The following is a 12994-nucleotide window of genomic DNA, read 5'->3' as shown; positions in this document are numbered from 1 at the left end:
AATCGGGGGATGGATAATTCCCGCGACCAAAGTATCGAAATCCGCCTGCTGTCCTCTGTTTCCGGGATCGCGCAGGCCGAATGGGATGCCTGCGCCTGCCCCGAGACCAGCACGGGCGGCGCCCCCATCGACCCCTTCACCACCTGGCGGTTCCTGAAAGCGCTGGAAGACAGCGGCTCGGTCGGGCCCGGCACCGGGTGGGAGCCGCATTACCTGACCGCATGGAGCGACGGCACGCTGATCGGCGTCGCCCCATCCTATGCCAAGGGGCATAGCCAGGGCGAATATATCTTCGATTTCAACTGGGCCCATGCCTATGAACGCGCCGGCGGGCGCTATTACCCGAAGCTGCAGATCGCCGTGCCCTTCACCCCCGCGACGGGGCGGCGTTTTCTGGTCAAGCCGGGCCATGAGGGCACCGGGATGGCGGCTCTGGTGCAGGGCGCGGTGCAACTGGCGTCGGAAAACGGGCTGTCGGGGCTGCATGCGACCTTCTGCACCGAAGCCGAGGCCGAGGCGGGCGAAGCCATGGGCCTTATGCGGCGCTATTCGACGCAGTTCCACTGGGAAAACCGGGGCTACGCGACCTTCGATGACTTTCTCGAAACGCTGTCGTCACGCAAGCGCAAGAATATCCGCAAGGAACGCCGGCAGGCGCAGGACTTCGGTGGCCGCATCCATCTGCTGACCGGGGACGACCTGCGCCCGGCGCATTGGGATGCCTTCTGGCGTTTCTACATGGACACCGGCAGCCGCAAATGGGGCACGCCCTACCTGACGCGGGATTTCTTCGACATCCTGCAACAGGAGATGCGCGACGACGTGCTTCTGGCGCTGGCCGAACGCGACGGCCAGATGGTCGCCGGCGCGCTGAACATGATCGGGCGGGACGTGCTGTTCGGGCGCTACTGGGGCTGCACCGAACACCATCCCTGCCTGCATTTCGAACTGTGCTACTATCAGGCCATCGACCATGCCATCGCCACCGGCAAGGCCCGCGTCGAAGCCGGAGCACAGGGCGAACACAAGCTGGCGCGCGGCTATCTGCCCGCCCGCACCCATTCGCTGCACTGGATCGCCGATCCGAACCTCGCCCATGCCATCGACGAATTCCTGCGGGCCGAAGCCCGTGCCGTCGACGAGGATATCGAGGTTCTGACCGAATACGGTCCTTTCCGCCGCGAACAACAGGAGGAACAGGAATGACCGAACTTTTCAGCAAATCCGCCCGCGACGCCCTGCTGGGCCCCTTGCTGGACTCCGGCTGGGAAATCGACAGCGACGGCGACGTGCTGGAAAAGACATTTACCTTCGGCGACTTCACCGAAGCCTTCGCCTTCATGACCCGCGCAGCGCTCTGGGCCGAGAAATGGGACCATCACCCGGACTGGAGCAACAGTTACAAGACAGTCAACGTCAGGTTGACAACCCATGACATGGGCGGCTTAACGTCGCTGGATGCGAAACTTGCAAGAAAAATGGACCAGCTGCTGACATGATCGACTCTTTTTGGAACAAAGAACTCTGGAACGGACACAGCATCGGGGACGTGATTTCCCTTGAACTGCTGGCCTCGGTCCTCGGCAATGTCCTTGCTGCCATCCTGATCCTGATCGTCGGCTTCTGGTTTGCCGGATGGGTCAAGCGCCGGATCCTCGGGATCTCGAAGAAGCATCAGGAACTGGACGACACGCTGTTCGCCTTCTTCGGCTCGATCCTGAGCTACGCGGTGATCGGCCTGTCGGTGCTTTTCGTGCTGAACACCTTCGGGGTGCAGACGACCTCGATCGTCGCCCTGATCGGTGCCGCCGGTCTTGCCATCGGTCTGGCCCTGCAAGGCACCCTGTCCAATATCGCCGCCGGCGTGATGATCATCTTCTTCCGCCCGTTCAAGAACGGCGATTTCGTCGAGGTCAGCGGCCAGATGGGCACGGTCATGTCGATCTCGCTCAACAACACAGAGTTGGCCAGCCTGTCCAATACCCAGATCATCATCCCCAACAGCCAGGTCTGGGGCAATACGATCACCAACTATTCGGTCTATCCGACCCGTCGGGCGGAATGGACCTTTGGCGTCAGCTACGACAGCGACCTGAAGGCGGCCGAGCAGATCATCAAGGACACCATCCTGGCCGATCCCCGCGCCCTGGCCGACCCCGAGCCCTTTATTCAGGTCAGCAACCTCGGCGAAAGCTCGGTCGACTTCCTGGTGCGCGTCTGGTGCAACCGCGCCGATCTGTTCGGCTTTCAGACCGACATGACACGCAAGGTGAAGGAGGCGATGGATGCCGGTGGCATCGACATTCCCTTTCCCACACGAACGCTCACTGTGAAAAAGGCCGAGGACGGGGCCGATCTGGGCCTTTGATCCAGTGGTAGAATGACCTTCGGCTGAAAACGGGTGTTGTGACCCATTTGCGGGGCGTCCTTCGGGCGCCCCTTTTTCATGGCGCTTTCTTCAGGCTCCCGGGTCCGCATCCCCCGAAGCGGTGTCCGGAGCGGCCTCGGGGGTGGGATCGGCGGCCACGGGGCAATCCTTGCGACGGGCGAGATGCCTCAGAAGATCTGCACTGGGCGCGCTGACCGCCAACCGGATCCCCGCCTCCAGCCATTCGGCATATTCGGCCTCTGCATCCTGCGACGCCAGAGGCAGTTCGGTGACCACCCAGCGCATGTAGCGCAGACAGGATGCCCGCATGGCGGCAACCAGGATATGGTCATCCACAAGGATGGCCGTGGCGTCCAGCAGATGCTCCAACAGGTGGAAAAGTCGGTCTCGGGTGATGGGTCCTTCGGCGCGCAGCAAGACGCGGGCCTTACGCAGCAGCGCCCCCGCCTCGTCCAGACCATAGCGGCCCGGGACCGGACAGGATGCAGCCGCAGAAAGAAGGGCCCGAAAGGCGATTTCGTCATTGCGGCGCCGTTCGGGCAACAAGGGCGATACGATCGTGCCGACGCCGGACCGGGTCTCGACCAGACTTTCATAGGCCAGCATCTGCAGGACCTGCCGGATCGGCGTGCGCGAGACACCGAATTCCGCCGCCAATTGCCCCTCGTGCAAAAGCATGTCGCCCGGACCTGCGAAAAGGCAGATACGTTCACGCAGAACGGCCGCGATTTCTTCGTTGGTTGCTCTCATCTGGGGTCTTTTCCGGCTCCGTGCCGTTGCCTGCTCGGGCAGGTATTTTATACTTATGCGTTGATCGACCTTATGTCTGCGGGAACGACACGTCAAAAGGTGGGAATACATATAATGCCCGAAGAGGTCGCCAGGGCGCTGTCCATTCGCGGGATCTTGCCGGTTCCGGACGGTGGAAGCTGCCTGCTCGCCGGGTTTCCGGGGCTGGCCACCACCGTGCAGGGGGCGGGGTATATCGACGCCGGGATCCGGGCGGCGGTTCTGGACCATCTGGGCGGTGCCCCCCTGTGGATCGCGCTGCCCGAAACAGGTGAATTGCCCGAGGGCGCGCTGGACCAGCTTGGCGCGGCGCTGGACAGGCGCGGGGCCGAACTGCTGCATCTGCCGATCCCGGATTTCAAGGCGCCGGATGGGGATTTCATGATCCGTTGGGCCGGGCTGCGGGACGGGTTGCACGACAGGCTGGACCAGGGCGGGCGGCTGGGGATCACCTGTCAGTACGGCGCCGGACGCAGCGGATTGCTGGCCTGTCTGCTGCTGATCGAACGCGGCTTCGCGCCAGAAATCGCCCTGCAAATGACCCGCTCGGCCATCCCCGAGGCGGTGGAAAGCGATGTGCAACAGGATTGGCTGATGGACCGGCGGGACGCAACACTGCCACGGTATGGGGGCACGGCGTCAGACCGCTAGGTCGTAGGGTCCGGGGCAAGCCAAGGCCCGCCCCGGAAAGGGCATTACATGTCGTCCAGAAGGCTTTCACCGCCCGAGACATCGCAGGTGCCCGGGCTGTCTTCCAGGTGCAGCACCTTGACCACGCCGTCCTCGGCATAAAGCGCATAGCGCTTGGACCGGTCGTACAGCCCGACGGGCGGCGCGGTGAACTCAAGGCCGATGGCCTTGGTGAACTCCGCCGCCGGATCGCCAAGGAAGGTCAGGCCCGCCTCGGTCGCACCGGTGGAGTCCCCCCAGGCGGCCATCACGAAGGGGTCGTTGACCGCGACGCAGATGATCTCGTCCACGCCCTTGGCGTCGAAATCGCCCTTGGTGCGGATGAAGCTGGGCACATGGGCGGAAGTGCAGGTGCCGGTGAAGGCGCCGGGCAGCCCGAAGACCACGACCTTGCGGCCGGCCAGCTTTTCTTTCATCGACACGGTCACCGGGCCCTCGTCGCCCATTGTGACCAGGGTTGCATCGGGCAGGGTATCTCCTGTGGAAATGGTCATGTCTTGCATCCTGTTCTGGAGTTGCGTTTCACATGGTCCCGACTATAGCCTGCCGATCCCGACGGGCCAGAGAGAGTGAGAGAATTCTGATGACCGATATTGCCGTGATCGGCGCCGGACAAGCCGGGGCCTCGCTTGTCGCGAAGCTGCGCAGCGAAGGCTTCAGCGGGACAATCACCATGTTCGGCGGGGAAATCGCGCCGCCATATCAACGGCCTCCGCTGTCGAAGAAGTACCTGCTGGGCGAGATGGACGAAGCGCGGCTCTACCTGCGGCCCGAAAGCTGGTACGCCGAGAACGGTATCGACCTGCGCCTTGGCGCCCCGGTCGAGGCAATCGCCCCCGCTGCCAGGGAAATCATCGTTGGCGGTGAGGTGGTCAGATACGATCAGCTGGCCCTGACCACCGGGTCCGTACCGCGCCATCTGCCGGCGGCCCTTGGCGGCAATCTGGCCGGCGTCTACGCGGTGCGCAGCCTGGCGGATGTCGATGCCATGGCGCCCGAGTTCCAGCAAGGCGCGCGGGTGTTGATCGTCGGAGGCGGCTACATCGGGCTGGAAGCGGCCGCCGTGGCCAGCAAGCTGGGCCTGCAAGTCACCCTGATCGAGATGGCGGACCGTATCCTGCAACGGGTCGCCTGCCCTGAAACCTCGCGCTATTTCCGCGACCTGCACCTGTCGCGCGGCGTCGATCTGCGGGAAGGCACCGGATTGGAACGGCTGACGGGCGCGGGCCGCGTCAGCGGCGCCGTGCTGGGCGACGGTACCGAGCTGGAAGTCGATTTCGTGATCGTCGGCATGGGAATCCTGCCCGACGAAATCCTGGCGGAAGAAGCCGGGCTGGAGATCGAGAACGGCATCCGCTGTGATTCCCACGGGCGCACCAGCGATCCGCATATCTGGTCGGCGGGCGATTGTGCCAGCTTCCCCTGGCAAGGCGGGCGGCTGCGTCTGGAAAGCGTTCAGAACGCCATCGACATGGCCGAAGCCGTGGCCGTCAACATGCTGGGCGGGGCAAAACCCTATGTGCCCAAGCCCTGGTTCTGGTCCGATCAATACGAGGTCAAGCTGCAGATCGCCGGGCTGAACACCGGCTATGACAACGTGGTGGCGCGGCTTGGCGACAAGGGCGCGGTCAGCCATTGGTACTTCGCCGGTGACCGCCTGCTGGCGGTGGATGCGATGAACGATCCGCGCGGCTACATGGTCGGCAAGCGCCTGATCGAGGCGGGCAAGACCGCCGATCCTGTGAAACTGGCCGATCCCGCCACCGACCTGAAGGAGCTGATGAAGGGCTGATGCGCATCATCGGGGGCGAATACCGCGGCCGCCGCCTGGCCGCGCTTGGCAAGGGCGACGCGGGCGCACATCTGCGCCCCACCACCGACCGGGTGCGCGAAAGCCTGTTTTCCGTCCTGATGGGCGGGCGCTTTGGCGACCCGGTGACGGACCGGGTGGTGCTGGATCTGTTCGCCGGAACAGGGGCCCTCGGGCTGGAGGCGCTGTCGCGCGGGGCGCGCCACTGCACCTTTGTCGATGACGGGCGGGTGGCGCAGCGGCTGATTTCGCAAAACGTGGCAGAGCTGCGCGCGAAGGATCGCACCAGTCTGCTGCGCGTGAACGCCAACCGCCTGCCCGCCTGCCCCGGCGTGCCTGCCGGGCTGGTATTCCTCGACCCGCCCTATGGGCGCGGGCATGGTCAGACCGCCCTGGCCGCTGCGACGGCCCAAGGCTGGATCGCCGAAGAGGCGCTGATCGTCTGGGAGGAAAGCACGCCCCAGGAGGCGCCCGAGGGCTTTGTGCTGCTGGAAAGCCGCCGCTATGGCGACACCCATATCACCCTGCTGGAACGCGGCTGACCCCATCCCGCATCGGCGGGCAAGGGGCCAATCCGATGGATTACAGGGCTTCCCAGGTCCGGTGGAAAACGCCCCCCGGCGAGGTGGTATGGACCTCGACGCCCGTGGCGGTCACGCTTACGGAATGTTCGTATTGTGCCGACCAGGACTTGTCCCGCGTGACGGCGGTCCAGTCATCGGCCAGCACCTTGGTTTCAGGCCGGCCAAGGTTCACCATGGGCTCGATGGTAAAGAACATGCCTTCTTCCAGCGTCGCGCCACTGCCCGGACGGCCGTAGTGCAGCACGTTGGGCGGCGCATGGAAGACCCGTCCGACGCCATGGCCGCAGAAATCGCGGACCACCGACATGCGGTTGCTTTCGACATAGGTCTGGATTGCATGGCCGATGTCGCCAAAGGTATTGCCGGGCTTCACCGCCTCGATCCCCAGCATCAAGGCGTCGTGGGTGACATCCATCAGCCGCTCGGCCTTGCGGCTGGGTTTGCCGGCAACGTACATCCGCGAACTGTCCCCGAACCAGCCATCCAAGATCACCGTCACGTCGATGTTCAGGATGTCGCCATCCTTCAGCGTCTTGTCACCGGGGATGCCGTGGCAGACCACGTGGTTGACCGAGATACAGGAGGCATGCTGATACCCCTTGTACCCGATGGTCGCCGAGGTGGTGCCATATTCGGTCACCTTGTCCTCGATGAACTTGTCGATGGCGGCCGTCGACTGGCCCGGCCAGACATGGGCGGCCACCTCGTCAAGTATACGGGCCGTGACCTGACAGGCCGCGCGGAAGCCTTCCACGTCGGCTGGTTCGTAGATCCGGATCCCTTCCCGCGTCATGCGGCCACGATGTTCCTGTTTCAAATCTTTCGCCCTTGCATCGGTAATAAACTGGCAACCATGCCCTCTGGCCCGGCGCATGACGCCAGCCGACCTCTTGTCCCCCAAATAAGGCAATCGCGGGGGAAATTCCAGAGAACCCGGGTTCACGCAGGCGGGGGCGGCAAGGCACCGGCCAAAGTGATCTCTTCGGGCGCGATATTGCAGCCAAATGCCAGCGCCTCGACCCCGGCGGCAAGGGCACGGGCATAGCCCTCCGCATACCCCGGGTCGATGTCGGCGGCGATGGCCGTGGCCCGGGCATCGGTGCGCTGAACGAGGAACAGCATCACCGCCCGGTGCCCCTGCTGCGCGACCTGCGCGAGTTCCTCCAGGTGCTTCAGCCCGCGCGCGGTCACGCTGTCGGGAAACTCCGCAAGACCCGGCTGACGGCTGAGGGTCATGGATTTGACCTCGACATAGGCATCGGGACGCCCCGCACCCCGCAGCAGGAAATCGACCCGGCTCGCGGTGCCGTATTTCTGTTCCGGCAGCACCTGATCATAGCCGGTCAGGCCCGGCACCTGCCCGGCCATCAGCGCCTCTTTCAGCGCGCGATTGGGCACCGAGGTATCGACGCCGGTGAAATGCCCATCCCCATGCTCGACCAGTCGCCAGCCGTATTTCAGTTTCTTCTTCGGATCGTCGTTGGGTTCGACCCAGATCCGGCAGCCCGGTTCCCGCAGACCCAGCATCGAGCCGGGGTTTGCGCAATGGGCGACCACTTCGGTCCCGTCCTCAAGCCGGATATCAGCGAGGAAGCGCTTGTAACGGCGCAATAGCGTGGCGGGCACAAGTGGGGTTTGAAAGCGCATGGCGCGGGCCTATAGATTTCAACAGCCACGCTCAAGGAGTTCACAGATGCCCAATCCCACCGCCGCCATGCTCGTGATCGGGGACGAGATCCTGTCGGGACGCACCCGCGATGCCAATATGTACTTCCTCGCCGGTGAGCTGACCAAGATGGGTATCGACCTGAAAGAGGTCCGCGTGGTCAGCGACGATGCCCCGTCGATCACCGCCGCCGTCAAGGCGCTGTCGGAGGCATATGACGAGGTCTTCACCTCGGGCGGGATCGGGCCGACCCATGACGACATTACCGCCGATTGCATCGCCGCCGCCTTCGGCCGCAGCATCGACGTGCGCGAAGATGCCCGCGACCTGCTGGTCAGCCATTGGGAGGCCCGCGGCACCGAAGTCACAGAAGCACGCCTGCGCATGGCCCGCATTCCCGAAGGCGCGGCGCTGATCGACAACCCGGTCTCGATCGCGCCGGGGTTCACCCTTGAAAACGTGCATGTCATGGCCGGCGTTCCGGCTGTTTTCGAGGCCATGGTCGCCACCGTCCTGCCCGGCCTGACCGGGGGAAAACCGCTGCTCAGCCAGTCCCTGCGCATCAATCGCGGCGAAGGCGAAATCGCCGGGCCGCTGCGTGTCCTGGCGCAGGATTTCCCGGATCTGTCCATCGGTTCCTACCCGTTCCAGCGCGACGGGGTCTATGGTGCGACCATCGTGATCCGGGGCTCCGAGGGGCCGCAGGTCGATGCCGCCATGGCCCGCCTGGCCGAAACATTCCCGGCATGATCACACAGGCCGGGGACAAGACCGCGCGCCTGATGGACGTGGTCGACGGCACCTGGCCTGCCGCCGAAATCCTGCGCGACGGGCCCTGGACCCTGCGGCGCGGAGCGGGCGGGGGCAAACGTGTCTCGGCCGCCTCGACCGACCGCCCGGTGACCGATGCGCAGATCGACCGCGCCGAGGCGGGCCTTGCCGCCTGGGGCCAGCCGCCGCTGTTCCGCCTGACTGACCGCGACCTGGCGCTGGACGCGGCCCTTGCCGCGCGCGGCTATGACGTGATCGACCCGGTGCTGGCCTACCTTGGCACGACGGCGGATCTGGCGGCGCAAGCGCGCTCGCCGGACTGCGGGTCGATGGCGATCTGGAAACCGCTCGCCATCCAGCAGGAAATCTGGGCCGAAGGTGGCATCGGTGCCGGACGCATCGCCGTGATGCAGCGCGCGACCGGGCCGCGCACCACCCTGCTGGGCCGCTGGCGCAACAGCCCCGCCGCCACCGCCTTCGTCGCCACCACAGACGGAATCGCCATGCTGCACGCGCTGGAAGTCAGCCCGGACCTGCGCGGCAAGGGGATGGGCCGCGCCATGATGATCGACGCTGCCGCCTGGGCCCTGCAGCAGGGTGCGGCGGAGCTTTCGGTCGTCTGCACCCGTGCGAACGCGGCGGGCAATGCGCTGTATTCCAGGCTCGGCATGGCGCTGGTTGGCGGCTACCATTACCGGCAGAAAGGCTGAAAGCCCCAGATGACATCCCCTGATCCAACCTGTCCGACACGCCCTGCCAAGGCGCCCAAGCCCTCTCAGCGCCTGGCTCTGCGCGCAATAGCCGGGCTGGCCCTGACCTTCGGCATGGTGATCGGCACAGCGCCTCACCTTGACGCAGCACCCCTGGCGCTCAGCCTGCCAGCGGGGGCCGTGCCACAGGCAAGCGCGGTGGACTATGCCTCTTTCGCGCTGCCGCTTGGCCCCTTCAGCGAGGGCACCCTGCCGGTGAAGGTCGTGGAGGGCGAGGTTTCCCGGCAAAGCTGGCGTCTGCCGGGGCAAAGCCGGACCACGCTTCAGGTCTTTGCGCCGCTGCGCGATCAATTGGTTGCCGCCGGGTTCACGCCGCAGCTTGATTGTGAAACCGACGCCTGCGGGGGCTTTGATTTCCGCTTTGGCGCCGAGATCCTGCAACCGCCGGACATGTATGTCGACCTGTTCGATTTCCGCGCCTTCTCCGGGCAGCGGGACGGAGCCGGCGACGGCGAAACATCAGGCGGCGAACAGGTCTTTCTGGTGGTCAGCCGCTCTGCCGCTGCCGGTTTCGTGCAACTTATCCATGTGACACCCGAGGCTACGGACGATGAGCAGGGCCTCGATGTCACAATCGCCGCGCCCGACCTGCCGAGGGCCGACAACCTGCCGGATACCACCACCGATGGCTTGCCGATTGCGGCGCAATTGCTGCGGCGCGGTCATGCGGTCCTGGCCGGCCTGGCCTTTACCACCGGGGCTTCCGACCTGGCCGACGCGCCTTATGCCAGCCTGACAGCGCTTGCGGATTTTCTGGCCGACAACCCGGCCGCCACCGTCGCGCTGGTCGGGCACACCGACAACCTTGGGGCGCTGGACGGCAATATCGCCCTGTCGCGCCTGCGGGCACAATCAGTGCGCAACCGGCTGATCGAGGAATACGGGGTGGCCGGCGACAGGCTGTCAATGCGCGGCATCGGGTATCTGGCACCGATCACCAGCAACCGCAGCCCCGAGGGGCGCGAAGCCAACCGCCGGGTCGAAGCGGTACTGGTCACCGATCCCTGACCGGGCGCCAAGGTTTTCGTGAAGGCCGGGGCCCTAGTGAAAGCCCGGGCCCTTTTCGGCAAAGGCTTCGGTCAGGAAATCCACGAAGGCCCGCACCTTCGGCTGGGTGAAACGCCCCGGCGGATAGGTGGCAAAGATGCCGACCTCATCCATGGGCAGGGCCGGGATCACATCCTCGACCATCCCGTCCTGCAGGGCCTTGGCGTAAAGAAAGCCCGGCAGATAGGCGATGCCCAGCCCCGAGATCGCGGCATTCAGAAGCGACTGCCCGTCGTTCACCGACAGGGCGCCGCCGGTGCGGACCTGCCGCACCTCGCCCGAAGGGGCGATCAGCCGCCAGGCATGGCCGCCGATCTGGTCGGAATAATGCAACAGGCGATGATCGCTCAGATCGTCTATCTTCTGGGGGCGGCCATGGCGCTGAAAATAGCTTGGGCTGGCGACCATGCGCCGGGTCGTGCGGGTCAGTTCCTGCGTCAACAGGCTGCCATCGGCGGGCGCCCCCATGCGCACGGCCACGTCAAAGCCTTCGCTGACCAGTTCCACATGCCGGTTGGTCAGATCCATCGACACGGTGACGGCAGGATATTCGGCCAGGAACCGCCCCAGAACCGGGCTCAGATGATTGACGCCGAAATCCTTGGTGACCGAGATCCGCAACGCCCCCGACGGCGCGCCCTGCATCGAGGTCACCAGCGCATCCGCCTCGCCAGCGCTGGTCAGGACCCGGCGGGCGCAGTCGTAGTAGGCCAGCCCGATTTCCGTAGGCGACACCCGCCGCGTGGTGCGGTTCAGCAGCCGCGCGCCAAGCCGCGCCTCGAGCGAGGAAACATGCTTGGAAACCGCGGATTTCGAGATCCCCATCTTCTTCGCCGCATCGGTGAAGCCCCCCTGATCCACCACCGTGGCGAAAGCTTCCATTTCCGTGAGCCGATCCATATGCCCGCCTGCCTGTTCCCGAACATGACGTTTATTGGCGTCAAATCTGGCAAGAAAGGGGCAGAGCATGGACAATATCAGGGTAATCGTCGGGATCGTCGCCCAAAGAGAAACGAAAATGCCGGGTTTGAAGGGTCGGCAGCGCCTTGCGCCATTGGGAGTCGAGGCCCCTGCAGCGCACTCGGCTCGATCACGGCCGGGCCGTTTCTAGGTTTCTTCCGGACCCGGATCGACCTGCCAGGGGTCTTCTTCCCAGCCCTCGTCCCGCCAGGGCCCGTCCTGAGGATCTTCCAGCGGGCCGCGATCGTCATGAGCCTGCCCCGCCTGGCCCGAGGTCGTGGCACAATGGTTGCGAAACGCCCGTTTCAGCATGTCGAGTTCGGCGCGCAAAAGCTCCACCTCGGCAATCAGGCGATCCTGAAGCGCCTCTCCGGCGACGATGGCAAAGCTGTTCAGAAGCCGGCCCGACTCCTGTTCCTGAATGACAAAGACCCGCACCCCATCGGCAATCGCCGCCGCCGGAATCGGCACGGTCACGAGCCAGCTGTTGGCGACGTCCACGCCCGGCCCGGCCTCCGGGGCGGTCAATTCGACCCCTTCGACCACGCGGTCGTCCACCCGCACGTCCAGGGCCGGGGGCGTCCGCCGCCCCCGCGCAGTCAGCAGCCCTTGCCAGGTGCCACCCGCAAGTCGGGTCTTGATCAGGGTGGTGTCGGTCATGCAGGGCCTCCAGTCACAATTCGGCGCGCGGACGGCGACTGAAGGTCAGGTCGCGCAGGGCCACCGCATTCATCGCCGGATCGCCAAAGATGATGTCTACCCAGGCTTTCTCGATCCGCTTTTCGTTGATTTCGGAATAGGCGAGGTCGAATTCCACCATGCTTTCGGGCCCGGAGCCCGGCAGCGGTTCGACCAGTTCTTCGGTATTGGGACCGTGCTTGATATTCAGCCGGACAAAGATTTCGATCGGGCGCTCCAGATCGAAATGGGCTGCGACGCGCACCAGATGCCGGCGGCGCAGACCGGCAATCGCCTCGGCGGGCAGATCGACGGCCAGCGACAGGAAACTGCCCGTAAAGCCGAAAACCTCCATCCGCAGGCCGAAGGGCGCAAGGTCGTTTTCGCTGTGATTGCGCATCTGGCGCAGGGTGACCTCGGGGGCGGCGCAATCGTGGAACAGCTTGACCTCTTCGCCCAGTTCCTCGCCCGAGGTGACGGCGGTGACACCGGGGCGCGGCAGCGGACCCCGCCACAGGGCGGGACGCCAGCGCCAATCGGTATCCTGAGGCAGGTCGAACCCGTTCGCCCCCACGGCAGGAAAGGCTAGCCGGCTGTCGGCAACCTGGATCAATTGGTCAAGCTCGGCGCGCAGACGCTGCGCCTGCAGGACCTGACGGCGCAGCAACGAAAGGCGGGTATCTTCGACCGTGGCGGCGCGATATCGCCAGCGGCTGAATTCCCGCTGCTCGATCTGCCTGCGCAGCATAGATCGGATAGAAAGCGCCATTCCCTTCCCCCTTGCCGAAACCGAAGCCGCCGCTGTTCCTGGCCTGCCCGGTCATGAACCTATCGCCCGTG

At 65.1% G+C, this 12994-nt stretch carries 16 protein-coding genes; 9 read left to right on the top strand and 7 right to left on the bottom strand.

Features of this window, described 5'->3' with window-relative positions; genetic code table 11:
- The first annotated feature begins 9 nt into the window (after positions 1–9).
- From PSAL_RS15300 to PSAL_RS15290, 3 genes are read left to right on the top strand one after another with little or no spacing between them, the layout of a single operon-like run.
- Positions 10–1206: a GNAT family N-acetyltransferase gene (locus tag PSAL_RS15300; protein WP_119839422.1), complete on the top strand. Its 1197-nt coding sequence runs from the start codon at positions 10–12 to the stop codon at positions 1204–1206.
- Positions 1203–1499 (top strand): 4a-hydroxytetrahydrobiopterin dehydratase, encoded by a 297-nt coding sequence (locus PSAL_RS15295; protein ID WP_119839421.1) that lies wholly within the window; start codon positions 1203–1205, stop codon positions 1497–1499. Before PSAL_RS15300 ends, PSAL_RS15295 begins: the two co-directional genes overlap by 4 nt.
- On the top strand, positions 1496–2368 hold the full coding sequence (locus tag PSAL_RS15290; RefSeq protein ID WP_119839420.1) for a mechanosensitive ion channel family protein: 873 nt from the start codon (positions 1496–1498) through the stop codon (positions 2366–2368). The genes PSAL_RS15295 and PSAL_RS15290 overlap by 4 nt, the downstream gene beginning before the upstream one ends.
- Before the next feature lie 90 nt (positions 2369–2458).
- Here the strand turns inward: PSAL_RS15290 and PSAL_RS15285 are convergent, their stop codons facing one another.
- Entirely contained in the window at positions 2459–3139 is a 681-nt protein-coding gene (locus tag PSAL_RS15285; protein WP_119839419.1) for a GntR family transcriptional regulator, read from the bottom strand.
- 114 nt (positions 3140–3253) lie between these two features.
- On the opposite strand from PSAL_RS15285, the gene PSAL_RS15280 reads away from it, so the two are divergent.
- On the top strand, positions 3254–3829 hold the full coding sequence (locus PSAL_RS15280) for a protein-tyrosine phosphatase family protein (RefSeq protein ID WP_119839418.1): 576 nt from the start codon (positions 3254–3256) through the stop codon (positions 3827–3829).
- Between the two features lie 44 nt (positions 3830–3873).
- On the opposite strand, the gene PSAL_RS15275 is transcribed toward PSAL_RS15280, so the two are convergent.
- Entirely contained in the window at positions 3874–4362 is a 489-nt protein-coding gene (locus tag PSAL_RS15275; protein WP_119839417.1) for a peroxiredoxin, read from the bottom strand.
- Between the two features lie 89 nt (positions 4363–4451).
- Between PSAL_RS15275 and PSAL_RS15270 the strand changes: the two genes are divergently transcribed.
- Positions 4452–5660 (top strand): NAD(P)/FAD-dependent oxidoreductase, encoded by a 1209-nt coding sequence (locus tag PSAL_RS15270; RefSeq protein WP_119839416.1) that lies wholly within the window; start codon positions 4452–4454, stop codon positions 5658–5660.
- Positions 5660–6220 (top strand): 16S rRNA (guanine(966)-N(2))-methyltransferase RsmD, encoded by a 561-nt coding sequence (gene rsmD / locus PSAL_RS15265; protein WP_119839415.1) that lies wholly within the window; start codon positions 5660–5662, stop codon positions 6218–6220. Before PSAL_RS15270 ends, rsmD begins: the two co-directional genes overlap by 1 nt.
- A gap of 40 nt (positions 6221–6260) precedes the next feature.
- Here the strand turns inward: rsmD and map are convergent, their stop codons facing one another.
- Positions 6261–7055 (bottom strand): type I methionyl aminopeptidase, encoded by a 795-nt coding sequence (gene map, locus PSAL_RS15260; protein ID WP_119839414.1) that lies wholly within the window; start codon positions 7053–7055, stop codon positions 6261–6263.
- 146 nt (positions 7056–7201) lie between these two features.
- On the bottom strand, positions 7202–7909 hold the full coding sequence (sfsA, locus tag PSAL_RS15255) for a DNA/RNA nuclease SfsA (RefSeq protein WP_119839413.1): 708 nt from the start codon (positions 7907–7909) through the stop codon (positions 7202–7204).
- 46 nt (positions 7910–7955) lie between these two features.
- On the opposite strand from sfsA, the gene PSAL_RS15250 reads away from it, so the two are divergent.
- The 3 genes from PSAL_RS15250 to PSAL_RS15240 are packed head-to-tail and all read left to right on the top strand — an operon-like array spanning position 7956 to position 10477.
- The gene (locus PSAL_RS15250) at positions 7956–8678 is read left to right on the top strand and encodes a competence/damage-inducible protein A (protein ID WP_119839412.1); all 723 of its coding nucleotides are present in this window, start codon (positions 7956–7958) and stop codon (positions 8676–8678) included.
- Positions 8675–9409 carry a GNAT family N-acetyltransferase gene (locus tag PSAL_RS15245; RefSeq protein ID WP_119839411.1) on the top strand — a complete coding sequence of 245 codons (735 nt, stop codon included), beginning with the start codon at positions 8675–8677 and terminating at the stop codon, positions 9407–9409. The genes PSAL_RS15250 and PSAL_RS15245 overlap by 4 nt, the downstream gene beginning before the upstream one ends.
- Before the next feature lie 9 nt (positions 9410–9418).
- Positions 9419–10477 carry an OmpA family protein gene (locus PSAL_RS15240; protein WP_119839410.1) on the top strand — a complete coding sequence of 353 codons (1059 nt, stop codon included), beginning with the start codon at positions 9419–9421 and terminating at the stop codon, positions 10475–10477.
- A gap of 33 nt (positions 10478–10510) precedes the next feature.
- Here the strand turns inward: PSAL_RS15240 and PSAL_RS15235 are convergent, their stop codons facing one another.
- From PSAL_RS15235 to PSAL_RS15225, 3 genes are all read right to left on the bottom strand, one after another.
- Positions 10511–11416 (bottom strand): LysR family transcriptional regulator, encoded by a 906-nt coding sequence (locus PSAL_RS15235; RefSeq protein ID WP_119839409.1) that lies wholly within the window; start codon positions 11414–11416, stop codon positions 10511–10513.
- Positions 11417–11623: 207 nt separating this feature from the next.
- Positions 11624–12136, bottom strand: coding sequence for a hypothetical protein (locus tag PSAL_RS15230; protein WP_196222799.1), 513 nt, complete (start codon positions 12134–12136; stop codon positions 11624–11626).
- A 13-nt stretch (positions 12137–12149) separates the two neighbouring features.
- Complete coding sequence (locus tag PSAL_RS15225; protein ID WP_119839408.1) at positions 12150–12923, bottom strand: DUF6478 family protein; 774 nt, start codon at positions 12921–12923, stop codon at positions 12150–12152.
- Between the last annotated feature and the right edge of the window lie 71 nt (positions 12924–12994).

The organism is Pseudooceanicola algae, from assembly GCF_003590145.2.
Taxonomy (GTDB): domain Bacteria; phylum Pseudomonadota; class Alphaproteobacteria; order Rhodobacterales; family Rhodobacteraceae; genus Pseudooceanicola; species Pseudooceanicola algae.
The sequence above is the reverse complement of the archived record's forward strand: the minus strand, read 5'-3'. Positions and strand labels throughout refer to the sequence as shown.